Annotated in this window: 19 protein-coding genes; 10 read left to right on the forward strand and 9 right to left on the reverse strand. The window is 69.5% G+C overall.

The window, feature by feature from the left end; all coding sequences use genetic code 11:
• On the forward strand, window positions 1-1,866 hold a 1,866-nt coding region (locus KY661_RS28935), incomplete at its 5' end, for a HEAT repeat domain-containing protein (protein WP_225413297.1).
• Between the two features lie 30 nt (window positions 1,867-1,896).
• On the opposite strand, the gene KY661_RS28940 is transcribed toward KY661_RS28935, so the two are convergent.
• Window positions 1,897-3,084 (reverse strand): arabinose transporter, encoded by a 1,188-nt coding sequence (locus tag KY661_RS28940; RefSeq protein ID WP_225413298.1) that lies wholly within the window; start codon window positions 3,082-3,084, stop codon window positions 1,897-1,899.
• A gap of 293 nt (window positions 3,085-3,377) precedes the next feature.
• On the opposite strand from KY661_RS28940, the gene KY661_RS28945 reads away from it, so the two are divergent.
• Both KY661_RS28945 and KY661_RS28950 read left to right on the forward strand, forming a co-directional pair.
• Window positions 3,378-4,904 (forward strand): sensor histidine kinase, encoded by a 1,527-nt coding sequence (locus KY661_RS28945; RefSeq protein ID WP_225413299.1) that lies wholly within the window; start codon window positions 3,378-3,380, stop codon window positions 4,902-4,904.
• Window positions 4,901-6,283 (forward strand): sigma-54-dependent transcriptional regulator, encoded by a 1,383-nt coding sequence (locus tag KY661_RS28950; protein ID WP_225413300.1) that lies wholly within the window; start codon window positions 4,901-4,903, stop codon window positions 6,281-6,283. Before KY661_RS28945 ends, KY661_RS28950 begins: the two co-directional genes overlap by 4 nt.
• Before the next feature lie 4 nt (window positions 6,284-6,287).
• On the opposite strand, the gene KY661_RS28955 is transcribed toward KY661_RS28950, so the two are convergent.
• The 3 genes from KY661_RS28955 to KY661_RS28965 form a co-directional block, all read right to left on the reverse strand.
• Window positions 6,288-9,620 (reverse strand): hypothetical protein, encoded by a 3,333-nt coding sequence (locus tag KY661_RS28955; protein WP_225413301.1) that lies wholly within the window; start codon window positions 9,618-9,620, stop codon window positions 6,288-6,290.
• 99 nt (window positions 9,621-9,719) lie between these two features.
• Window positions 9,720-11,105: a WS/DGAT/MGAT family O-acyltransferase gene (locus tag KY661_RS28960; protein ID WP_225413302.1), complete on the reverse strand. Its 1,386-nt coding sequence runs from the start codon at window positions 11,103-11,105 to the stop codon at window positions 9,720-9,722.
• A gap of 39 nt (window positions 11,106-11,144) precedes the next feature.
• A complete protein-coding gene (locus tag KY661_RS28965) occupies window positions 11,145-11,897 on the reverse strand; it encodes a hypothetical protein (RefSeq protein ID WP_317987312.1) in 753 nt (250 codons plus the stop codon).
• Window positions 11,898-12,234: 337 nt separating this feature from the next.
• Between KY661_RS28965 and KY661_RS28970 the strand changes: the two genes are divergently transcribed.
• Both KY661_RS28970 and KY661_RS28975 read left to right on the forward strand, forming a co-directional pair.
• The gene (locus KY661_RS28970) at window positions 12,235-12,438 is read left to right on the forward strand and encodes a hypothetical protein (protein ID WP_225413304.1); all 204 of its coding nucleotides are present in this window, start codon (window positions 12,235-12,237) and stop codon (window positions 12,436-12,438) included.
• Between the two features lie 50 nt (window positions 12,439-12,488).
• Entirely contained in the window at window positions 12,489-12,851 is a 363-nt protein-coding gene (locus tag KY661_RS28975; RefSeq protein ID WP_225413305.1) for a cupin domain-containing protein, read from the forward strand.
• Here KY661_RS28975 and KY661_RS37795 read toward each other — a convergent pair.
• Complete coding sequence (locus KY661_RS37795) at window positions 12,848-12,991, reverse strand: hypothetical protein (protein WP_398577253.1); 144 nt, start codon at window positions 12,989-12,991, stop codon at window positions 12,848-12,850. The two genes, KY661_RS28975 and KY661_RS37795, sit on opposite strands and share 4 nt — an antisense overlap.
• A gap of 472 nt (window positions 12,992-13,463) precedes the next feature.
• Here KY661_RS37795 and KY661_RS28985 point away from each other — a divergent pair, with 472 nt between their 5' ends.
• Window positions 13,464-14,396 carry a three-Cys-motif partner protein TcmP gene (locus KY661_RS28985; RefSeq protein ID WP_225413306.1) on the forward strand — a complete coding sequence of 311 codons (933 nt, stop codon included), beginning with the start codon at window positions 13,464-13,466 and terminating at the stop codon, window positions 14,394-14,396.
• Entirely contained in the window at window positions 14,396-15,163 is a 768-nt protein-coding gene (locus tag KY661_RS28990; protein WP_225413307.1) for a DUF5131 family protein, read from the forward strand. The genes KY661_RS28985 and KY661_RS28990 overlap by 1 nt, the downstream gene beginning before the upstream one ends.
• An 84-nt stretch (window positions 15,164-15,247) precedes the next feature.
• Here the strand turns inward: KY661_RS28990 and KY661_RS28995 are convergent, their stop codons facing one another.
• The 4 genes from KY661_RS28995 to KY661_RS29010 all read right to left on the reverse strand — a co-directional run bounded on the left by KY661_RS28995 (window position 15,248) and on the right by KY661_RS29010 (window position 20,579).
• Entirely contained in the window at window positions 15,248-16,453 is a 1,206-nt protein-coding gene (locus tag KY661_RS28995) for a polysaccharide deacetylase family protein (RefSeq protein ID WP_225413308.1), read from the reverse strand.
• A gap of 287 nt (window positions 16,454-16,740) precedes the next feature.
• Window positions 16,741-17,685 (reverse strand): fatty acid desaturase, encoded by a 945-nt coding sequence (locus KY661_RS29000; protein WP_225413309.1) that lies wholly within the window; start codon window positions 17,683-17,685, stop codon window positions 16,741-16,743.
• A gap of 198 nt (window positions 17,686-17,883) precedes the next feature.
• Window positions 17,884-18,417: a hypothetical protein gene (locus tag KY661_RS29005; protein ID WP_225413310.1), complete on the reverse strand. Its 534-nt coding sequence runs from the start codon at window positions 18,415-18,417 to the stop codon at window positions 17,884-17,886.
• A gap of 248 nt (window positions 18,418-18,665) precedes the next feature.
• Window positions 18,666-20,579, reverse strand: a complete 1,914-nt coding sequence (locus KY661_RS29010) for a PKD domain-containing protein (RefSeq protein WP_225413311.1) — start codon at window positions 20,577-20,579, stop codon at window positions 18,666-18,668.
• 328 nt (window positions 20,580-20,907) lie between these two features.
• On the opposite strand from KY661_RS29010, the gene KY661_RS29015 reads away from it, so the two are divergent.
• From KY661_RS29015 to KY661_RS29025, 3 genes are all read left to right on the forward strand, one after another.
• On the forward strand, window positions 20,908-21,318 hold the full coding sequence (locus KY661_RS29015) for a DUF932 domain-containing protein (protein ID WP_225413312.1): 411 nt from the start codon (window positions 20,908-20,910) through the stop codon (window positions 21,316-21,318).
• Between the two features lie 351 nt (window positions 21,319-21,669).
• Window positions 21,670-21,882, forward strand: a complete 213-nt coding sequence (locus KY661_RS37800; RefSeq protein WP_225413313.1) for a MerR family DNA-binding transcriptional regulator — start codon at window positions 21,670-21,672, stop codon at window positions 21,880-21,882.
• On the forward strand, window positions 21,879-22,862 hold the full coding sequence (locus KY661_RS29025) for an AAA family ATPase (protein WP_225413314.1): 984 nt from the start codon (window positions 21,879-21,881) through the stop codon (window positions 22,860-22,862). Before KY661_RS37800 ends, KY661_RS29025 begins: the two co-directional genes overlap by 4 nt.
• The last annotated feature ends 1 nt before the right edge of the window (window position 22,863 follow it).

Genomic DNA, 22,863 nt, shown 5'->3' on the forward strand with positions numbered 1-22,863 from the left:
GCCCCGCCGCCGGCGTACACGCGTGAGCCGCTGCGCCTCAACATGCCGGCCCACCCGGGCGTGGCCCCCACGCCGGCGCCCCGGCCCTCCGCGCCCCCGGCTCCCACGCCCACGGGCGGGCCCGGTCCCACGACGCTGGTGCCGCTGGCGTCCCCGCCGGCCACCCCGGTCCCCGCGCAGACGCTGCCCCGGCCCACCGAGCCCCAGTTCCTCGTCTTCAGCAACCCCACCCCCGCCGCGCCTGCGGGCCGCCCGCGGATGCTTCCCCCGGAGGCCCCCGCGGCCCCTGCCGCCGCCCCTGCGCAGCCCGGGGCCGTGGCGCAGGACGTGCCGGACTGGACGCTGGCCCAGGCCCGGGCGGCCCTGAAGGAAGCCACCCGGGAGCGGGAGAAGCTCATCGACGTGGCGCTGCGCTTTGGCCGCCGCACGTTCGACTACGTGGCCGCCTTCGCCGTGCTGCGGGGCACCGCCATGGGCTGGGAGTCCCGGGGCGACGGCCTGCAAGCCGAGGCGCTCTCGCAGGTGTCCATTCCGCTGGATGCGGGCAGCGTGTTCCGCACCATCGCCGTCACGCGCGGCAGCTATGCCGGTCCGCTGCCCCCGGACGCGCTGACGCGGCACTACCTGGAGCTGTTCGGGCGGCAGACGCCTCGCGCCGTGTTCCTCTACCCCGTGGAGGTGCGCGGCCGGCTCGTGGCGCTGCTGTACGGCGACTGCGGGCAGAAGCCCGTGAGCCAGCGGCGGCTCTCCGACTACATCCTCTTCTGCCAGGACCTGCCGAGCGCCTTCCAGGAGCTCATCCTCTTCCGCAAGCAGCGGCTCACGGAGCTGCGCGCCCCGGACACCGGCGGCGACGACCCCCTGCCCACGGGCGCCGCTGCGCCCGTGCCTGCCCCCGCGGTGGTGGCGGGGCTTGGCTGGAGCCCCTTCTTCGGCCGCGCGAGCGGCACCCTGGGCCGCGCGGCGACGATGCCACCGCGGGTAATGAGCGAGGAGCGTCCGCCGCCGGACTTCGCGCCGTTGCTGCGGCGCCTCACGGGCCCGGATGCCGCCCAGCGCGCCAACGCCATGGCGGAGCTGGCCCGCACGCCGGAGGCCAGCGCGCGGGTGCTCGCCGCGAGCTTCCCGGGCCCCTCGGCCTGGAGCCGCCTGCCCGTGGTGGAGCTGCCCGAGGCGGACGAGCTGGGGCCCATCCCCGCCGCGCTGTCGCGGCTCGGCCGGCCCGCGGCCCAGGCGCTCTCGCCGCTGCTGGACTCGCAGGACGCGGACACGCGCTACCTGGCGCTGCTCACGGCCGGCAACCTGCCCTACGTGGAGCTGGTGGACGGGGTGCTGCGGGGCCTGTTCGACCTCGAGCCGGACATCTCCAGCGCCGCGCGCGTGGCCGCCTCCGCCCTCAAGCACCTGCCCCGCTTCGACGGGGCGATGAAGGAGCTGCGCCAGGAGCTGAGCAACCGCGATCCGCTGCGGCGCTCGTTGGCGGCCCGGGCCCTGGGCGCGCTGCACGACCGGGATGCCATCGAGGGGCTCATCCACCTCACCGGGGGCGATGACGAGATGTGCGCCCAGGCGGCCGCCGAGGCACTGCGGGAAGTCACCCGCGCCACGTTCGGCCTCAACCCCCGCCAGTGGATGGCGTGGTGGGTGGAGAACCGCACCCGGCGCCGGGCGGACTGGCTCGTCGCGGCCCTGCGGCACCGGGAGCTGGACGTGCGGCTGGCCGCCATCGAGGAGCTGAGCCGCGCGCTCAACGACACGCTGGGCTACTACGCGGACGCGCCCGAGGCCGAGCGCGAGGCCGCCGTGCGCCGCTGGGAAGCCACGGCGGTGGATGCGGCGCGGGCCCGGCGGCTGGGCGTCCTCTAGCGGCTGGGCGTCCTCTAAAAGAGGGCCGCCTCAGGTGGTGGCGGGCGCGCGCACGCGCCCGAGCGCGACGGCCGCGGAGCAGAACACGGCCACCGTGCTGGCGAAGAACACCGCGCTCAGGCCGGCCTGGCTCGCCACCAGGCCCAGCACGGGGCTGGAGAGGCCGAGCGAGAGGTCGAGGAACGCGGTGTACGCGCCCATGGCGAGGCCCCGGCTCTGCGGCGGGGCGCGGCGCATGGCCTCCACACCGAAGCCCGGGAAGACGAGCGAGTAGCCGAGACCGGTGAGGGTGACACCGGCCAGCACCAGCGCGGACGAGTCCGCGAGCCAGATGAACGCCTGGCCCACCGCCTCGATGAGCACGCACACCAGCGCGACGCGGGCCCCGCCCAGCCGGTCCGGCAGGTGGCCGAAGAACAGGCGCCCGGCCATGAAGGAGGCACACAGGACGGTCAACGCGAGCCAGGCGGGGCTCCACCCCCGCTCCGCGAAGAGCAAGGCGATGAAGGTGGTGATGGCCCCAAAGCCGACGCCGCTCAGCGCGAGGCCAAAGCCCGGTCCCCAGACGATGCCGGCCACCTCCGTGAACGAAGCCCGGGCGCGGGCGGGGACGGGCTGAACGGCCCGGAGCGGCAACACCAGGGCCAGGGTGGCCAGGGGAAGCACCAGCGTCGCGAGCGCGATGGCCAGGAAGCCCTGGCGCGCGTAGAGGGCCGTGCCCGCCGGTGCACCGGCCGCGAACGCCGCGTAGAGCGCCGTGCCGATCCAGGCCATGACCTTGCCGGTGTGCTGCGGCCCGAGGATGGCGACTCCCCAGCTGAGCGCGCCCGTGACGATGAAGCTCCCCGCGACGCCCAGCAGGGCCCGGCCCAGCAGGAGAATCAAGACGGAGCGCTGCGGCTCATGGGCGAAGCGAAGCGAAAGCAGATGGAGCAGTCCTGAACCCGCGGCAAGCAGCAGGCCCGTGGCGACGGCGTGCTTGGGTCCCCGGCGGTCCGCGTGCTGGCCCGCGAACATCCGCGACAGGAGCGCCGCGGCGAATTGGATCCCGGCGACAAGGCCCACCACGAAGGTGCTCTGGTGCAGGCCTTCATGCACGTGAAGCGGGAGCACCGGCATCGCGAGGCCGATGACGAGGTAGGCGGTGAAGACCCCCGCGATGAGCGGCAACAGCACCACCGGGCCACGGGACGCTGCATCAGGCGGCGAGGAAGTCATAGACAGGGTCCATCCCTCTCGAACGAGGCCGTGGGACACCCAGAGGTAGGCCCCCGTGAGGCAGGGCACCAGCGGCCCAGCGGCTCAGGGGCTGTTCAGCAGCGTCCAACCGGATGTCCCTCCTTCCCCGGGCAGACAGGAGCCCTGCCCTGGAGCCCAGGGTGCGGCAGCGAGGGAAGGCCCCCAGGCGGTATATAGGGGCACGCCGCAACCCCTGGACCGATTGAGCTCCAAGACATGTCACCGCTCCCTTCCCTCCGAAGCGCGCCAGCCTCTGCCCGGGAGCACGGGACATGAGCGGATGGGCCTGGTTGAGCCTGGGGGCCTGCGCGGGGCAGCTCGCCCTGGCGGGGCTGGCGCTGGCCCGGGTGGGCCGAAGCCCGCTGGCCCTGCCGCTGTCGCTGCTGTCCATCGCCCTGTCCATGTGGAACTTCGCCAACTTCGCCTTCGCCGTCTCCGGCGAGGCCGGGTGGCGGCTCGTCAACCTCGGGGCCACCGTGCTGGCCGCTCCCTGCGCGGTGCACTTCATCCTGTCGTTCACCGGCCTGCGCCGCCGGTTCTCGGGCGGGCTCATCGCCGCGTACCTCGTCTACTGCGCCCTGGCCCTGCTGGCCTTCTCGGCGCTGGGCTCTGCCTGGGTTGCCTCGCGCGCCACCTCGCCCGCCTTCGCCCACCTCGCGCTGGCGCTCGTGGCCCTGTTGCTGGCCGCCGGGTGGGGGCTGCTGCTCTTGCACCTGCGGCGCGCGGTGCGGCTGGAGGAGCGCCTGCGCACGGGCCTCCTGCTGCTGGGCCTGGTGCTGCTGGTGGCCCTGCCCGGCACGGACCTGATGGCGGAGCTGGGGCTGAGCGTGCCCCGGCTGGGGACGCTGGGCACCCTGCTCGGCCTGCCGGTGATGGCCACCGTGGCCCTGCGCTTCCACCTCTTTGGCCGGGACATGTCCCTGAGCGCGGCCCTGTACGCGGCGGCACTCGCCGTCTTGGGAGTGCTCGCCTACCTCGTCGTCTTCCGCCTCTTCGCCGCCGAGCAGGGGGCGCTTATCGCGGCCACCACCGCCATCACCCTGGCGCTCCTGGCCGCCACGCGCCGGGCGGTGAGCACGTGGGTGCTCCAGCGCGAGCGCCTGGAGCAGCTCGCCACCCTGGGCCGCTTCTCGGCGCAGATGGCGCACGACCTGAAGAACCCCATCGCCGCGCTCAAGGGGGCCGCGCAGTTCCTCAAGGAGGAGCACGCGCAGGGCCACTCGTGGCAGGACAAGGGGGAGTTCCTGGACCTGCTGCTGGAGCAGGTGGAGCGGCTGGACCGGGTGGTGACCACCTACCAGCGGCTGGGCCGGGTGGAGCCGCTGAAGCACCCCCTGGACATGAACCGGCTGGTGGAGGATGTGCTGGGGCTCCAGGCCTTCGCGGGCTTCCCCCACGTGACGCTGGAGCGCGCCCTGGCGAGGGACTTGCCCCCATGCGAGGGGGACCACGACTTGCTGGCCAACGCGCTGGAGAACCTGGTGCGCAATGCGTACGAGGCCATGCCCCAGGGCGGCACCCTCACGGTGCGCACCCGGCGCGAGGAGCCCGGGGACCACAACGTGGTGCTGTGCGTGGAGGACACGGGCGAGGGCATGGACGCGCGCACGCGCGAGCGGGCCTTCGACGAGTTCTACACCACGAAGGCCTCGGGCAGCGGGCTGGGCCTGGCCTTCGTGCGCCGGGTGGTGGAGGCCCACGGCGGCGAGGTGTCCCTGGCGAGCCGCGAGGGGCACGGTACCATCATCCTCCTGCGCCTGCCCACGCGGCAGGAGTCCCCTGGAGCCAGAGCCCCGTGAGCGAGCCGCTGAAGGGAAACGTGTTGCTGGTGGATGACGACCGGGCCGTGGCCAAGGTGCTCGGGGCGCTGCTGGCGCAAGCGGGGCTCACGGTCCACACCGCCGGGAGCGGCGAGGAGGCGCTCACCCTGCTGCGGCGGATGCCCATCGACGTGGTGGTGAGCGACGTGCGGATGCCGGGCATGAGCGGCCTGGAGCTGCTCACCGAGGTGACGCGCCTGTGCCCGGAAGTCCCCGTCGTGCTGATGACGGCGCACGGCACGGTGCCCATGGCGGTGGAGGCCATGCGGGCGGGCGCGGCGGACTTCATCCTCAAGCCGTTCGACCGGCAGGAGATCCTCTTCACCCTGCGGAAGACCCTGCTGCGGACCCAGGATGAGCCGCTGCCCGTCCTGAGGACCGGGGCCTTCGTGGGCCGGAGCGCCGCGATGGCGCAGGTGGAGGCGCTGCTGACGCGCGCGGCGGCGGGCACCGCGACGGTGCTGCTCCGGGGCGAGTCCGGCACGGGCAAGGAGCTGGCGGCCCGGGCGCTGCACGACGCGAGCCCCCGCCGGAGCGGGCCCTTCGTGAAGCTGCACTGCGCGGCCCTGCCGGAGACGCTCCTGGAGAGCGAGCTGTTCGGCTACGAGAAGGGCGCCTTCACCGGCGCGGCGGCGCGCAAGCCCGGGCGGGTGGAGCTGGCCCAGGGCGGCACCCTCTTCCTGGACGAGATTGGCGACATCTCCCTCTCGGTGCAGGTGAAGCTCTTGCGGCTGCTCCAGGAGCGCGAGTTCGAACGGCTGGGCGGCACGCAGACGCTGAAGGTGGACGTGCGCTTCGTGGCGGCCACCCACCGCCCCCTGGAGGAGATGGTGAAGCGGGGCGAGTTCCGGGAGGACCTCTTCTACCGCCTCAACGTCGTGCCGGTGGGACTGCCCCCGCTCCGGGCACGCCCCGAGGACCTCGAACCGCTGGCGCGGCACTTCCTGGAGGTGCACGCCAAGACCAACGGACGGCCGCCCTTCACGCTGGCACCGGACGCGCTCCAGGCGCTCCAGGCGCAGCCCTGGCCGGGCAACGTGCGGCAGCTTCAGAACTTCATGGAGCGGCTGGTGGTGCTCTCGGATGGGCCGCTCCTCACGGCGGAGGACGTGGCGCGCGAGCTGGCACGCCAGACCGGGCTGATGCCCGCCCCAGCCCCGGTGAGTCCACCGCCTGCGCCCGCCGCGGCCCCCAGCGGCGAGCCCGGCACTCTGGACACGCAGCGCCGGGAAACCGAGCGGCAGGCCCTGCTGGATGCCCTCCAGCGAGCCGGGGACAACCGGACGCTCGCCGCGCGCCTGCTCGGCGTCAGCCGCCGCACCCTCTACAACAAGCTCGAGGAGCACGGCCTGCGCTGAGGGCCTACTCGTTCGCGGTGACGACGGAATGCGCGGCCGCCCGGACGGCGGCGGAGGGGTGCCGCCGCAAGGCGCGCAGGCGCAGCGCCGCGTCTTCCCGCCAGTGGAGGCGCTGGCCCGCGGCGGAGATGAGCTCCAGCGAGACCAGCGGAAGCGCGTTCCCCAATCGGTCCACGATGTCCAGCAGCAGCTCGGGCGTCCACTCCGCCTGAGGGTTGTTCACCGCCTCCGAAACCACGAAGGAAAAGCCGGAGGCGAACAGGGGCTCCGCGCGGATCTCCTCCCCCAGCGCGAGCAGCACTTCCGCGGCGCGGGGGGCCTCGTTCCACTCCAGGCTGGCCAGCCGGATCGAAGCACGCAGGGACCACAACGCGGCATCCTGGGACAGGACCTGGGCCACGTTCTCCAGCTCGGCCCGTAGCCGCAGGCGCACCGGCCGGGGCAGCTCGAGCAGCGCCTGAATGAGCCCCTTCAGCCGCTGGAGCGCGGGCACATCGCGCTCCGGCGTGGCGTCCTCCGCCACCGGGGCGGAGACGAGCTTCGAGACGCAGGCCACCACATGCTCGAAGGCCGTGCCCTCCCGGGTGGCCTCCACCAGCGCCTGGGTGGCCTCGCGCCACTCCGCCCCCGAGGCCAGGTCGAGAATCCTGCCCGAGGCCTCCCGCGCCACCGGCCCCTCCATCCCCACGGACCAGGCTGGGAGGGCCGTGAACGCCTGGCGGCGCACGGTGAGGTCCGGATGGCGGGAGACGTGCAACACGAGCGCCGCGTAGCGCGGCCGGAGCGTGACGGGAATCGCCGCGGAGTTCTGCTCGAGCAGGCTCGTGGCCACGGCGGTGTCGGGGCTCTGGGCCATCTCCTCCAGCAGCGTCCAGGCCTCCGGATCATCGAGCAGTTGGCGCGCGGCATGCCCCACGGCGATGCGCACATCCCGGTGCAGCTCGGGCCGGCGCCACTGCTGACGCAGCAGGGCCATGCTCTGGGGCGAGCGGAAGGCGCCCAGCAGCCGCAGGGCCTCCTTGGCGACCGTGACCTTGAGCCGCTCGCGCGACAGCAGCGAGCCGAGGGCCGCGGACAGCGTCTCCGGGGAGACGAACTTCGCCACCCGGGGAACGGCGTACATGGCCACCCGGGCCTGGTCCCCATCCAGGGACTCCAGGAGCAGCGGCAGGGAGGGCTCCGGACGGTCCAGCCACACCAGGGCGCCGAGCGCGGCCTCCCGGATGGGCACCTCGGGCGATTGGAGGAAGGGCCTCAAGGTCTCCACATCCACCACCTGAAGGGCGGGAAGGACGCGCAGCCCCCCCGCCCGCTCCCAGGCACTGCGGGAGGTGTCCTGGGCGATGTGCAGCAGCACGTCCCGGAAGGTGCGCTGCTGGCGCGGCAGCCAGCGGTGGAACCCGCGCTGGACCGGAGGCACCCAGCCCGTCTTGCCCGTGGTGAAGCGGCCCCGGAACGCCCGGCCCTGAATGTACGGGTCCAGCCACTCCTGCCTGCGCCGGTGCAGGTGCTCGAAGACCCACGGAAGCGTGACGGCGCTCTCGTCGCGGTCGAGCAGCTTGCGGACCCGCGCATCCCGGGTCCGGGGCGGGGCCAGCCAGAGCTGGAGGGCGGTCTGCGCGAGCCAGTCGGGCTTGGCCTCGGTGATGGGCTCCAGCATCTGCTGGAGCATGTCCATGTCCCACGCGCGCCGCCCCAGCGCCTTCGCCAGGGCGAGGATGAGGCCATACCCCTCGCGCTGGCCCGCGGCGCGGATCATCGGAAGCAGGGCCGCGAAGATGGAGTGCTCGGCGCCTCGCGGGAGGTCCTTCTCCAGGGACGGGATGACGAGCGTGCCGGACTGCCCCGCGAGCCGCTTCAGCGTGGCCAGGGCGAAGCGGAAGAAGGGCCCCTCGGGCTCCGTGGCATGGGCCTGGATGAACCGGAAGGCCAGTTGCTGGAACGCCCCCTGCGTCCCCATGGAGGTATCCCGGGCCTCGACGGCATAGGTCAACAGCGCTTCGAGGGCGGGCAGGTGCTCGGGCTTGAAGACGGCCACGGGCACCTGGACCAGGGCGTTCATCACCGCGAGGCGGACGGGGTCCTGCTCGTTCTTCAGCCGGGACAGGTGCGCGAGCGTCTCGGTCATGCCCCGGCGGGACAGCCCCGTGCAGGACACGAGCAGCACGAGCGCCCGGGCGCGATCCTCGGCCTTGCTGGCGAAGGCCGCCTTCTGGAGCGGCTCGCGCGCAGCGTCGATGGAGCGAAGGGCCTGCAGGGCGAGCTGTTGATTCCGGTCCTCCTGCACCTCGCGCAGCTCCAGCTGGCGCGACGCCTCGGCATCCCGCGCGGCGTGGGGCAGCGCGGAGACCAGCGCCCCGGGCAGCACCCGGGGCGAGGTGCCCACGAAGGCCACGGTGAAGAGCGGGCCCCGCTCGGAGGGCGCAAAGGCCTCCAGGAAGCGGGCCAGCTGGTACGGCGCCTCCGCCAGGGCCTGGGCCAGGGAGAGCCGCTGCTCCAAGGTGAAGACTTTGACTTGCCGCAACAGGCCGTTGGACAGCCCCTGGGCGTGCAGGTTCGCCCGGAAGGCCGGGCGCAGCAGGAGCGCGAGCACCGGGCCCGGATGGCGCCGCACGAGGCTCGGCAGGAACTGCACGAAGAAGCCCGGCAGGACCTCCGGCGCACTGAACTCCTGGACCAGCCGGAGCAGGGCATCGGGCCGCAGGGGCGTCAGCGCCGCCAGCGGGCTCGCATAGAGGGAAAAGAGCCAGGCGCGCTGGCGCTCCGGGGCCTGGAGAAACCGCGCGTGGAGGAACGCCAGCACCACATCCGGATGGCGATGCACCAGCGTGCGCCAGGAGCGCACGGCGTGCTCCAGCGCCGGAAGAAACCGGGCCACCCCGGCCGTATCGAGCGCGGACAGGAGCAGGGCGGCCTCCGCGGCCCCGTGGCGGGTGAACACGGTGGGCAGCAACCGGGCCGCGAGCGCGCCCCGCCGGGCCTTCGCCACGCTCTTGAGGACGAGGCGGCGCGTGGCGGGCGCCAGCCGGGGCAGCACTGCCTCGATGGCGCCGTCGTCCGGAACGAAGCGGCCCACGGCGGAGGCCGCGTGCCCGCGCACGAGCCCGGAGGGATGGGTCAGCCCCCGGAGGACGAGCTCCCCGGCCCCCGCGCCCTGGGCCAGCTCGATGGCCAGCAAGCCCTCGTACGCATCCCCGGCGAAGAGCGTGTCCATGAGCGGCCGCAGACCGGGCTGATCCCGTCCGCCCCGTCCCAGCGCCGCCGCCCGGGCCACGCGGGCCCCATACCCCAGGGGCTCCAGCTCCGAGAGGAACGCTTCGCGGGACGGTATCTTCATGAGGGCAGGCTCCAGGAGGGCGATGGCCGAGTGTGCAGGGGAAGGCCACGCCCGGCAACGGAGGCCGGGCGAATGTCCCCTGGGACGGCCTCCGCCGGCCTACCTGACAGCCGGGGGCACGTCCTCGCGGGCCAGCGCCCGGAGCTCGTCGTGGAAGGCCTCCACCATCCGGTGCGGGTCGGGCACGAGCGCCGCGTCCACGGACACCCCCACCGTCACCTGCCCCGCGTAGCTGAAGATGCTCACCCCCAGGCCCAGCTGGCCCGCCTGCGGCACCCAGAACATCAACCCCGCGAGCTGCGTGCCCGCCAGGAACACCGGGTGCCGGGGGCCCGGCACGTTCGTCATGACGAGCGTGGCCCGCCGCGTCACCACATCCATGGCCCGCCGCTCCACCGCGGAGGGCGCCATGCCCAGCACGTTCAGCGCGCCGAACGTCACCACCGCCTCGGGCGAGCGCTTCAGCACATCCATGCGCCGCTTGAGCTCCTGCAGCCGCCGCAGGGGCTCCTCCCGGCGCACCGGCAGCTCCAGGAACACGATCCCGAAGCGGTTGCCCAGCTCCCGGGGAAGCGGCTCGTCCATGGGCCGCAGGTTCACCGGCACCAGGGCCCGCAGGTCCTCCACGGGCCCGCCCCGCGACACCAGGTAGCGGCGCAGCGCGCCGGTGAGCGCCGTGAGCAACACATCGTTCACGGTGCTGCCGGTGGCCTCGCTGAGGGCCTTCACCTCGTCCAAGGGAATGGGCTTCGACCACACGGCCCGCTTCTGCGTGCCCAGCTCCCCGCGCAGCACCGTCGGCGGCTCGGAGGTCATCACCGTCAGCCGGCCCACGGCGCTCACCCCCCGCGCGCCCGCGCGCACCAGGTCTCCCACCTGGATGGGCTCGGAGATCAGCTCCGCGCCGCGCTTCAACGCCGCGCGCGAGCCCATCACCACGGCGCGAGCCCCCCGCAGCAGCCTCATCCACCCGGGAACCGCCCCGCCCGGGGAGGGCTCGGCCTCCGGCAGGAAGTGGTCCTCGGCGCCCTCGTCCATGAGCGAGAGCAGCACCCGCGCCAGCGAGATGCCATCCGCCAGCGAGTGGTGGATGCGCACCAGCAGCGCGCTGCCCTGGCCGAACCCCTCCAGCACGTGGAGCTGCCACAGCGGACGCGAGCGCTCCAGCGGCGTGCTCATCCACTGGCTCACCAGCGCCTCCAGCGCGGCGTGGTCCCCGGGTGCGCCAAGCACCAGGTGCCCCACGTGCGCCTCCAGGTCGAAGGCCGGGTCGTCCTGCCAGTGCAGCGAGGCCCACTCGCCACGAGGCTCCGCCACGCGCTGCCGGAAGCGCGGGAAGCGCTCCACCAGCCGCTCCCGCACCACCTGCCTCAGCCGGGCGGTGTCCAGCGGTGCGTCGAACCAGAGCACCGCCGTAATCATCATCAGGTTGGTGGGCGTCTCCATTCGGAGCCACGCCGCATCCACACTCGACATCCGTTCCATCGTCCCGCCCGGTGTAGCAGAGCCCTCCCCCGCCGGGGGCTATTCCTTCGGCGGCTCGGGGGTCTCCACGCGCTGGAACTGGAAGGCGCGCTTGGACGGGTCATCGAGCGTGAGGGTGAGCGTGTCGCCCTCCACCTGGTACTTGTAGCGCGGCCCGCGGAACTTCCCCTTGGACAGCGGAATGACGCGGGGCTTGCCGCAGACGGGGCCCGTGGCCTGCCCGTCCTTGGCCTGCAAGGTCACCTTGTCGTCCTTGGCCACCGCGAAGAGGCCCCAGGCGCGCACCTCCAACTGGTTGCCGCGCCCCAGCGTGGCGTCCTTGAGCTGCGTGGACAGCACGAAACAGCCGTTGGGTTGAACCTCCAGGCTCCGCACGAAGTCGGGCCGGGGCTGAGGGTCGGCCCGCGCGGGCGTGCCGGGGGGCTCCGGCTTCAAGGTGGCGGCGGCCAGCTCCCACCGGCCCACCACATCCTTGGGAACTTCGGCACCCGACGCCTGGACGCTCGCACAGGGATCCTGCTGTTCCTTCTCGGGACTGGGCGGCGCGGGCTCGAAGGCCTTCTGGCACACCTGTCCACAGGTGCGCGTGGGGCACGAGGTGTCGTCCGGAGCACACCCAGCCTTCTCCGTGCAGGACTGGAGCTTGTCAAGCGACGTCTCACAGCCCTGCCGGAGACATTGGTCCACGCACGCCGCGTCGATGCACTCGGCGACACAGACCCAGTTGGCCGCCCCACACACGCCCGCGACGGTGCGGGGACGGCGGGACGGCGCCTGGGCCGAGGCGGACAAGGCCCCCCCCAGGAGCATCACAGCGGCGAGAAGAGCACGAGAGGACATGGCCCGGCAGAAGTTAGTCCTCGTCCCCCGAAGCGCCAGCGCAGGCCACGCCAGCCGGGACCGTTGACAGTTCGATGACGCCCCCCTCCCCACACGGAGGGAGTGCATCCTCCCGATCACTCCCGAGCTTCCCTGAAATCACCGGTATTCATTGGATAAATCCAATCCCGTACCCAGGAGGCACCGATGCCGTCCCGCCTTCTATCGGTGCCCAGCGCGCGGGCTCGGGCGGGACGAGGGGGGCTGCCATGTCACTCCAGCTTCACGCAGGGTTGAAGAAGGGGCGGCGATGACGGCCCTCCTCCCGCCGGATTCGCAGCGGCCCCCGGCCGATGACGCCCTCCGCCCCAGCGGACTGCGGACCGTGAGCGAGCGGCCCCGGAGCCCCTGGGGACGCCCCCCAGGCATGCGCGTGCGGCACCGGCCGGCCCAGGAGCGGAAGGGCCCGCATGAGCGGCGGCTGCCGCGGTGGTTCATCCGCCGGGGCAAATGACGGGCGCGCTGCTAGCCTGAGGCCTCACCCTCGTTGCCGTGGAGCGCGCCATGCCGGTCCTCATCCCCACCCCCACCCGCGTGGAAGCCGCGGGGAACAAGCCGAAGCTCATCGACGAGTACGTGGGGAGGGTGAACTCGAAGACGGGGGAGCTCAGCGTGGCCCACATGCGCAGCCCCGGGGGCTGGGTCGAGCCCGGGCAGACGCCCGCCTTCCGCGAGTACACGGTGGTGCTCAAGGGATGGCTGCGCGTGGAGCACCACGGCGGCGCACTGGACGTTCGCGCGGGCCAGGGCGTGGTGTGCGAGCCCGGAGAATGGGTGCGCTACAGCACCCCCGGCGAGGAGGGAGCCGAATACATCGCCATCTGCCTGCCGGCCTTCTCCCCCGAGACAGTCCACCGCGATCCCTAAACGCGGCCCCCCCTCCACGTGGGCCAGTTCCTGGATGGCGGCGCCAATGTCCCCAGCTCCGCGCCATGGCGTACCACCGCCATGCCCGCGTCCCGGCACCGCCTCGCCACGTCCACCACGTGCCGGGCCTCCGGCGACACCTCGCCAATGAAGAACGTGGAGGAGGTGTCTCAATGGAGCCCATTCAGACACGTCGTCACGTCCACGTTGACGATGTCCCCGGGCGCTAGGCGCTCGTCCGGCAGGGGGATGCCGTGGCAGACCACCTGCTTGAGCTTCAACCCCCGCAGCCTGGGGGGGTCCTCGCGTCGGGGCCAGCCTTACACCCCACTCGCGGCGTCCTCTGCTTCATCGGTTCCTTGCTCGCCGCTGCCCTAATCCTCGCGCTCGCTTCCTCCGCACCCGCTTGGGGGAGCGTCCAGCTCGTGCAGGTTCGCGTCGAGCAAGATTCAGCCGTGCAGACGCTTCGTGTGCAATTACGCGAGCATCACGCTGACACCATTGTGGAAATCGCCCCACCCGACTTCTAGTGCGGTGTTCTCGTGGCCTCATGTACCCTGCGGCGAGGTTGGCGCTCTCGATTTTTGCTGAACAAGGGAGCAGTATTGGTGCATGGCACGTGAGCGAGCGACATCCAAGGGCAAGGCCCACCGCTTCGGAGGGGACTGGACCCAGAAGAAGCTGGACGTGCTCAAGGAATATCTTGCGGCATACACGAAGGCGCTTAAGGACAAGCCGTCTGCCGACAACACGTTCCGCAAGGCGTACATCGACGCGTTCGCGGGTACCGGCACGCGCACAGCGCGTGAGCGCGACACGAGCAGCGCGCCGGGCACGTTGCTCTTCCCCGACCTCAACGAGCCCGCGCCACGAAAGCTCCTCGAAGGTTCAGCGAAGCTAGCGCTGCAGGTCGAGCCTCGGTTTGAGAGGTACATCTTCATTGAGCGAAGCCCAGAGCGCTGTCAGCAACTCGAGTCCCTGAAGCAGGAGTTCCCCGCGCTCGCCGACGACATTGACGTTCGGCAGGGCGAAGCGAACGAAGTGATCCAAAAACTTTGCGCACCGCTCGACAAGTGGAAGTCGCGACGCGCGGTGCTGTTCCTCGATCCCTACGGCATGCAGGTCGAGTGGAAGACGATTGAGGCCGTCGCGGCGACAAAGGCCATCGATCTATGGCTGCTCGTACCGCTGGGCATGGGGATGAACCGGCTTGCGCCGAAGTCGGGCAAGCTCCCCGACTCGTGGCGCCAGCGCATGGACGCCTTCCTCGGCACGACGGACTGGTACGACGAGTTCTACAAGGTTGAGACAAAGCCTACGCTATTCGGTGACTCCCAAGTCCAGGTCAAGGCGTCGATGGACGTCATGGCCCGCTACTTCAACAACCGATTGAAGCAGGTATTCGCGGGCGTTGCGGAGGAACCGGGCGTGCTCTGGAACTCGGCGAACAATCCGCTGTACCTCCTCTGCTTCGCGGTCGGCAATGAGCGCGGCAAGGACATCGCGTTGCGCATTGCCAATCACCTACTCAAGGAGGTGCGCTGATGGCACTCGGATCCGGCATCGAGTGGACCGAGTCCACATGGAACCCTGTGACGGGGTGTAACAAGATCAGCCCCGGCTGCAAGTACTGCTACGCGGAGCGCATGGCAAAAAGGCTGCAAGCGATGGGGCAGCCAAACTACAAGGACGGATTCAAGCTCACGCTGCAACCGAAGATGCTGGAGCTGCCTCTCCGGTGGAAGAAGCCGCAAACGATCTTCGTGAACTCGATGAGCGACTTGTTCCACAAGGACGTGCCGATTGAGTACATCCAGCGCGTCTTCGACGTCATGCGCCGCGCCTACTGGCATCGCTTCCAGGTGCTCACAAAGCGTGCCGATCGCCTAGCGGAGCTGAGCCCAGAGATCGACTGGCCCAAGAACGTGTGGATGGGCGTGAGCGTCGAGAACGCGACTTATGTCGATCGCATCGACGACCTGCGCTCGACAGGAGCACATGTGAAGTTCCTGTCACTCGAACCGCTTCTTGGTCCGCTGCCGAAGCTGAAACTCAAGAACATCGATTGGGTCATCGTCGGCGGCGAGTCGGGCCAGAGCGCGCGTCCGATGGACCCAGCGTGGGCAATAGACATTCGCGACCAGTGCGCTCACGCGGATGTCGCGTTCTTCTTCAAGCAGTGGGGTGGCAAGAATAAGAAGAAGGCGGGGCGCATACTCGACGGTCGCACCTACGACGAGATGCCGGAGACGACTCCGCTTTCCGTTGTGCGAGTACCACGCGCCGCGCGCTCCTTACTAGTTATGGGCTGATACGACTCGGTCAGTTCCCCAGGGGCGCTGCGGATCTCCGAGGAGAAATCCTCCTCGGAGGGCGCCCGAAGTGACCGGGTGGAACTAGTGGCATTCCATCGCAGCGGGGCTGCGCATCCAGTCGAGGATCTCCTTGTGGGAGCGGACCCGGACTTCTGGCTTGCTGAGCGCGTAATCGAGGAACTCCTCGATCGCGGCCCGGCGCTCAGCGTTGGTGATGCGGGGCGCATACGTAAACTCGGGCGAGTAGTAGTCCGAGTGCAAGGTGATGAGGAAGGGCGCGCGGTTGCCCCGGAGCCTCTGATCCAGCGTGTATTTGAGCGTCGCCAGGAACTCTGCCTTGTTCATCTGGAACATGGCGTGGGTGAGCAGGTTGAAGTCGAAGCCAGTGATCTTTCCGCTCCTCTCGTCGAACCAGTTCACGCGGTATTTGAGCGCCGCCCGGATCTCCGGCGGGGTGATGACGGTGTAGACCGGCAGCTCCCAGAGGCCCGCATGCCGGGTGATGGGGGCCTTCGAGTCCTGGGCGCCCCGCGCCGCCAGGAACGCGTCCCCCGGAGAGCCGCTGTCCAGCGTGTAGGGCCAGAGGAAGTTGGTCCCGTCCTGGTCGTCCTGGAAGCCTTCCTCCAGGCTGGAGTCGTACCAGATCCCGTGGGCCTTCAGGACGGGCATGAGCAGATCGTTCGTCGCGAGCAACGGCGTGCGCCAGCCGACCAGCTGCTCTCTCGGGAGCCCCGGGCCGCTCTTCAGCGACGTGTCCCAGCGCTCCTCGTTCGCGTCGTAGGCCTTCGTGAGCGCGTCAAGGGTGCCGGTGAGCTCTTCGGTCCAGCGTTTCGTGTCCGCGCTCTTGCTCGTCTCGTGGGTCACGCTGTGGAGCGCCACCTCGTGGCCCGCGGCCAGGGCCTCGCGCCAGCTCTTCTTGAGCGCCCTCGGATCGGTGATGGCGTCCCAAGCGATGAACTTCGTGGTCATGAAGAACGTCATGTTCACGGGAGTCCCATCCCGGTTCTTCCGCGCCGCGGCCAGCTCGAGCGCCCACGCCATGCCATCCTCGCGGCTGTTGTCGTCCCAGCTGATGCCCACGAACTGTGGCACCTGGCTGGGCTGGAGCCCTCGCGGCGGGTTGGCGGAAGGTGCCACGTTGTCGGTGAAGGCATAGGCCGTGGTGGGAGGGGCGAGCGTGTTCCCGCACCGGGTGCCGTCTTGGGAGCCGCTGCTGCACGCCAGGAGCAGGGCGGGAGCCAGGAGGAACAGGGCAAGCGAGTACGGCGCTCCAGGGGTGGAGGTCATGGGACAGGGTCCTTGGGGGAGGCTGCGGGCCCACGCTGTTCGCGGGCGCAGCGGCAGGTGAGCGTCATCGATGCATCCAGTGGATGTGATGCTACCCGAGGGGAAGACGATCCAGGTTGGACGGGGAGGGGGAGCATGTTCCCACCGTCCACTCGCGGCGTCCTCTCCTGCCCGAGGGTGCTGGCGTATCGCGAGAGTGATGGCTCCCGGCGCGAGGGCGCCATGGCGAGGAGGCTCCACGCTTGCCAGGCCGCCCTCCCATCAGGTGAGCGGCAGGAGTCTAGGCGCTAGTCTCGCCGCCGCTCCACGCGCCGCTTGATGCGGCTGTAACCGCCCAGGCTGGGGCGCATGACGAAGTTCCAAAGCGTCGCCGTCCACGATCGGTGCGACATAAGACCGTCGTAAAATTCCGGCGCCATCGCTCGTAGCTTCGGCAGGCGCGAGCCAGGAACGTAGGGGAAGTCGTGGTGCTCGTTGTGGTAGCCGACATTGAACGCGAGCACGTTGAGCGGCCCGTAGTACGAGTAGGTCTCCTGCCCTTCGCGGAAGACGTAGTGCTCCGAGATGTAGTGTCCGGCAATGGGATGGAGCCCCATGACGATCAGTGAACTGATCGGCAGGTAGGCAAGCGCTTTGCCGCCCCAGAAATGGAACACGGCCACGCTGAACGCGACCTGCACGAGGAGGTTCGCGATCTCAGAAGCTGCCGGCTTCTTGGGATCCACGAACAGCGGGCGGAGCGCGTAGGCAAAGCCTTGGCAAGAGAGCCAGAGCAGTTTGCTGACGCGATGGCGCAGCAAGCGCGCCTCGAACTCCGTCGGTATATCCGTGTCGAGCCGCTCGTCACCCTGATGGCTGTGATGGCGCAGGTGGTAGTAGCGGAATGTTTCTGAGACCGGCACACCCACGGGCAGATTGATGAAGACGCCGAACACGCGATTGTGCCAGGGCTTGCGGAACGCAAGATTGTGAGAGATCTCGTGAATGGCCAGGAGTAGCGCCTGGTTGATCACTCCGCCCACCGCATAGGCGACCAGAACAATCAGCCACCAGGGCGCGTCACGCAGCAGGAAGGCGAGCGACAGCTGCAGCCCGACGAGCAGCGTGCAGACGTACTTCGTGCGCGAGCACGGGCCGTAGAGTTCCTTGATCTCGGGATGCGTGCGAAGCAGCTCGCGCCGCCGCGCGGCGTGCGGTTCGTCCGCGCTGGACCAGATGAAGCCGTTGGACATGGCGCCAACGGTACCTCAGCACCCAGGGGATAGGCACATATACCGCGCTGTGCGCTCGGGTGCGCTACCGCCGCCCCCTTGCCGACCGGGCGAAGTCCCGCTCCACGTACCGGGCAGGCCGCACCCCACCTCGCTCGCCTCCAAGCAGAATGAGCCGGTAACAGCGCGTCCTGGAAGGGGCCCCGTGGTCCGCGGGGCTCAGACCAGGGCGTAGGCGCCGCGCAGGGCCCTGCCGTAGCCTTCAATTTCCAGGCCGCTGCGCGTCGTGCTGGGCCGCTTCTTCCCGTAATGGTCGACGAACCCGTCCGAGGCGAAGACCGCGTGGCGGCTCGAGGCACCGACCACGGCCGTGTAGCGGTGGATGTCGTTGGGGTTGATCTTCCGGACGTGCTTCTGGAGCCCCAGCCAGCGAGGCCCCTCCAGGTAGCTCTCCCCATCATTCAAGGATTGGCACGCCCGCTCGAACGACATGTTCTTCCGGCCGTCGTTCCCTTCGAGCTGAGCGCGGTTGGCCATCGCCGCGTACATCAACACCGCATCGCGGACCAGCTTGGGGTCACGCCCGGAAATGCGAGAGAGGCGGCTGGCGGTGGCCAGTTCCGCGTCACTGACCCGCACCTTCACGCCATCGCGCATCGTGACGTCGTAGCCCTGACCGGAGCGCTTCACGCTCTTGAAGACCTGGTCAGGGCCGAACTTGGCCATCGCCGCCTTGATGGCGGCAACGCTCACGCAGTTGCCAGTTCCGCCTTGCTTGAAACCTGTGAAGTAGCGGTCGCGGGCAGGCAGGGACGGCGCAGGGCTGGGGGCGGCTCGGAGTGAACCCGGCGAAGCGCGGGTGACAGGCGGCATAGAGAGGGCTTCCCGTGGACGAAGGCACTCGGCGCGGAGGGCCGTGTCTTCATTCTCGGGAGTGTCCGGGAAATGTTTCGAGGGAGGAGGGGAAAGGTCCCCTCCTCACGCGCGTTTCCCTCCGAGGGTCACTCGGGCAGAGGGGACATCGGGGAGCGTCGCCGGCGGCTCAGCAGCGCGCCCCCCAGCAGCAGCAGCGGCATCAGCGGGCCCGCGGCCGAGCGCCCCGACGAGCAGCCACAGCCGCCCCCGGGGTCTTCTGGGTGCTGCTTCTCCGTCACCGTGATCGACACGGTGTCTTCGGCGCTCAGCGCCGTTGCCTCCATTCCCTGCGGCCTGGAGCGGCGGAACGACGCCGGGAAGGTTCCTTCCCCCTTCACGTCTGTCACCGTCAGCGTGAAGGTCAGCACGGTGTCCTGCCGCACGTGCGGCGCTTGGAACGAGGGCTTCTCGGCCGTGGCGCTGCTGAGTGCCACCGTGGGTCCCGCCGTCTGGGTCCACGCATAGGTCAGCGCATCTCCGTCTGGATCCGTCCCGCTGCCGTCCAGCACGACCGTCGAGTGCTCAGCCACCGTCTGGTCTTCACCCGCGTGGGCCGTGGGCTCCCGGTTCACGTCGCGGACAGTGACGTTCACCGTGCCCGAGGCGGCCCCCTCGTTGGCCACGGGCCCGAGATTCCGGTTCTTGACCGTGATGTTCATCGAGTCCGAGACGGTGTTGACACCGTCGCTCGCCGTGAGCATGAACGTGAACACCGTGGTCTCTGTGACCTCTGGCAGGAAGAAGATGTAAGGCTGTGGATGACCGGTGGGGTTGATCCGCGCAGGGGGCCCCACCGTCTGTGTCCACTGATACATCAACCGTGTTCCGTCCGGATCATACCCTCCTGAGTCAAACAGGAGGACGGTGCTGCCTTCCTCGACGAACAGGTCATTGCCCGCGCTGATGATCGGCGGCCGGTTCAGGCGCACGGTGATGCTCGTGATGGCCCCTTCGCTGAGGGTTGTCCCGTCGCTCACCGTGAGCTGGAAGCGGAGAAGCGTGAAGGGGGTGTAAGCCGTGGGAGCCGTGAAGGTGATCTGGGCCGTGTTGGCTCCGGTGAGTTCTTCCTGCGGGCCGGCTAACTGCACCCACGAGAACGTCAGCGGATCGCCATCCGGATCCATTGATTCGCTGCCGTCCAGCGTCACCAGTTGCCCCGCCGACACTTCCTCCGGTTCCGGATCCGCGATGATGGCGACAGGGGAGCCCGGGTGGTTCCGGACAATGACAGTCACTTTGTCCGAGGCAGTGAATTCGCCATCGCTCACCGTGACGGTATACACGACATACTGCTCATAGCTTGTACTCGGTGCATGGAGGATAGGCTTTGCGGTCGTGGCGCCGATCAGATCAAGGGATGAGTGATAGGTCTGCGTCCACAAGTATGTCAGCGCATCTCCGTCGGGATCCGAGGACAGCGTGCCGTCCAGTTCCAAAGAGGAGAGCTCGAGCACGGCCGCGTCCTCGCCCGCCTGGGCCACGGGCGGCTGGTTCACGGCTTTTTCCGTGATGCCCTCGAAGTGGAGCGCGTCGATGTCCCAGCCGCAGAGGGCCGTGTCATCCTCGGAGCTGACGCGGAAGCGCACCCACACGGTCTGCCCCTGGTACGCCGTCCCCAGGTCGACGGTCACGGGTATCCAAGAGGGATATCCCTCGCTCACGTCACCATAGGCGCGCCGGTCCTGCAGAGGGTTCGCTTCCCCTGCGGAGATCGTCGTGTTGTAGCCCGGCAACGCGGTGGCGCCGATGTCTTCCCACGTCTGGCCCCGGTCCGAGGAGAGCTCCATGACGCCGCCCTCCGGGCCGGAGGGGCCGCCAGGGGTGAGCGCCTGCTCGAAGGTGAAGCGGTGAAGGAAGGTGAAGCCAAAGCGCCCCGTGGGCGCCACCTGCACCACCGGCGTGTGGAGGCAGATGTTTTCCAGGGCGGGCGCGTTCTCTCCCGCCTCTGCCGCCGAGACGACCCCTACGAGACTTATAAAGACCCAGACCCATCGGTTCACGGTGCCCCCTCTATAGAGAAGACGGGGCGCCACCTTCCTCCCCCTCCCCGCCAAGCGGCCCGGCCTGGATGTCCAAGCGCTGGGACTCTACCTACACAAAGAGAGGTATTTCTGGGAGGAATTGAGACAAGACAGACCGATGGGCGTTGCCCACCGTGGCTGTCCCATGCTCACACCGCGAGCGTGGATGTCATTCCTTGACTACGCGCCCGGCTCTTCAGCCAGAGCGAATGTGGTGAGCGTATAGGCGAGGAGATAGAGGCCATGTGGAGGGTGAGGGCTGGAGCGGAGGTGCCGAGGAGGGCCGCCGACGGGGGCCGCCCGAGCCGTGAGCCAAGCGGGTGGAGAAGCCGCGCGCTACGAGCACTTCGCCGCACTGGCCAACCACCTGACGATGACGCGCTTCAGCGAGCACCAGTTGCGCAACGTGCTCAACCTCGTGCTGCCGCTTCCGCAGGACGACGCCGAGCACCCGAAGCTGCTCACGGCTCGCGGCAAGGTCATCGAACTGTTCCATTCCGGCACTGGCATCGAAGGGCCCATCCGCAGTACCGCCTGGGGAGCGCTCCAGGCGTTCAGCGAGTACGCCGACCACCACAAGGGTATCCGGGCCACCAAGGGCAAGTCCGCTGGCGCTGCCCGCCTTGAGTCCATCTGGATGGGTAGCGCGGCCAGCCTGAAGCACCTGGCACTCACCGCCATCGCGGACCAAGCCCAGGTGCAGCTGGCAGCGGCGTAGGGGGACTTCACCATGGACTGGTTCCTGAGGACCTTCCGTTCACGCGCCATCCAGGAAGCGCTGGCCGCCTTCCTGGCAGCATTGGCCGCAGTCCTGGGACGGCGTGAGCGCCACGCGCGCTGATTCCAAGAAGCGGGCGTCGCTACACGTGGCGTCCGCTTTTTTTTGAATGGTACTGTCTGAGGCCTCGCGGAGCTGACTTCTCCACAGGCACGGGTACCATTAGGTCAAAGATTCGAGTCTCCATTCCCGAGCTACTTGGGCCTGCGCGCGAGCATGCATCCGGCCGTACAGCTGAACGCCGACAGACAGAAGCTTGTCCCCATGATCAAGGTTGTCTAAGCTTGGCCAGTGGGCGCAACCGACAGTGGCGACGATGAGGTCCTGACCATCAAGGCGGCCGCCGAGGTCCTCCACGTGAGCGAGCAGACCCTCCGGCGGTGGGACAAGGCCGGCAAACTGCGGGCGAAACGTCACCCGATGAACGGCTACCGGCTGTACCCTCGCCGCCAAGTTCTGGAACTACGGAGGCAGATCTTCTCGGGATCCGAATCAGCGTCATGAAGGCCGACATCCTCAAGCTGCTGCTGCAGTCTCACGCCGAGGGCGACGAGTCGTCGTTCCGCAAGGCGGCGCTGCAGCTTGCGGCGGCCGAGAGCAGCGCCGGCCACGTGCGCGTCGCCGAGGAGATCCGGTCGATCATCGCGAAGATGCCGGCAACGAGCATTCGCAAGCAGGGACCCGTCGTCGACATCGCTACGCCCCGCGGCGAGCTCGCGGACATGCTTGAGGGTGGTCACCGCGACGAGCGCCTCCGCGACATCGTCTTGCGCCCCGAGACTCACGAGACGCTCTTGCGGGTGATCTCCGAGAACCGGTCGCGTGCACGGCTCGAGCGGTTCGGCGTTTCGCCGCGCCGTCGCTTGCTCTTCCACGGTCCGCCAGGATGCGGAAAAACCCTCGCTGCGGCTGTGCTCGCGGGCGAGATGGGGCTTCCGCTGATGACGGTGCGCTTCGACGCGCTCTTCTCGCGATTCCTTGGCGCGACGGCAGTGCAGCTCCGAGCGATCTTCTCGGAGATGCCTCGCCGGCCGGGCGTGTACTTGTTCGACGAGTTCGACTCGGTGGCAAAGGCGCGTGGCGACTCGCAGGACGTTGGCGAGATGAACCGCGTCGTCACGGCGTTCCTTCAGCTCGTCGACGCCGACATGAGCGGCAGCATCCTCGTCGCCGCGACGAATCACGTCGAGCTCTTGGACCGCGCCGTGTTCCGTCGCTTCGACGTGATCGTGCCGTTCGACAAGCCCTCGCGCGAGCAGCTCGCCGACCTCCTGAAGCTCCGGCTCTCAACCGTGGGGCTCATTTCGGAGGCCGCCGAGCAGCTCGCCGGGCATGCCGAGGGCTGGAGCTTTGCGGACGTGGCTCGCGCCTGTGATGATGCGGTGCGTACGATGGCGCTCGATGATCGCGAAGAGATCTCCGAGCGTGATGTTGTCCTGGCGTTGGAGGAGCTAAAGCGACGCAACGTACCGGTCAGGAGCTAAT

The organism is Allostigmatella hybrida, from assembly GCF_020103775.1.
GTDB lineage: Bacteria > Myxococcota > Myxococcia > Myxococcales > Myxococcaceae > Hyalangium > Hyalangium aurantiaca.

Bases quoted from the DNA above. Each gene is read 5' to 3' on its own strand.
- KY661_RS28940 (WP_225413298.1), bottom strand. From the start codon at position 3,084: ATGACTTCCTCGCCGCCTGATGCAGCGTCCCGTGGCCCGGTGGTGCTG.
- KY661_RS28945 (WP_225413299.1), top strand. From the start codon at position 3,378: ATGAGCGGATGGGCCTGGTTGAGCCTGGGGGCCTGCGCGGGGCAGCTC.
- KY661_RS28955 (WP_225413301.1), bottom strand. From the start codon at position 9,620: ATGAAGATACCGTCCCGCGAAGCGTTCCTCTCGGAGCTGGAGCCCCTG.
- KY661_RS28960 (WP_225413302.1), bottom strand. From the start codon at position 11,105: ATGGAACGGATGTCGAGTGTGGATGCGGCGTGGCTCCGAATGGAGACG.
- KY661_RS28970 (WP_225413304.1), top strand. From the start codon at position 12,235: ATGACGGCCCTCCTCCCGCCGGATTCGCAGCGGCCCCCGGCCGATGAC.
- KY661_RS28975 (WP_225413305.1), top strand. From the start codon at position 12,489: ATGCCGGTCCTCATCCCCACCCCCACCCGCGTGGAAGCCGCGGGGAAC.
- KY661_RS28985 (WP_225413306.1), top strand. From the start codon at position 13,464: ATGGCACGTGAGCGAGCGACATCCAAGGGCAAGGCCCACCGCTTCGGA.
- KY661_RS28990 (WP_225413307.1), top strand. From the start codon at position 14,396: ATGGCACTCGGATCCGGCATCGAGTGGACCGAGTCCACATGGAACCCT.
- KY661_RS28995 (WP_225413308.1), bottom strand. From the start codon at position 16,453: ATGACCTCCACCCCTGGAGCGCCGTACTCGCTTGCCCTGTTCCTCCTG.
- KY661_RS29000 (WP_225413309.1), bottom strand. From the start codon at position 17,685: ATGTCCAACGGCTTCATCTGGTCCAGCGCGGACGAACCGCACGCCGCG.
- KY661_RS29025 (WP_225413314.1), top strand. From the start codon at position 21,879: ATGAAGGCCGACATCCTCAAGCTGCTGCTGCAGTCTCACGCCGAGGGC.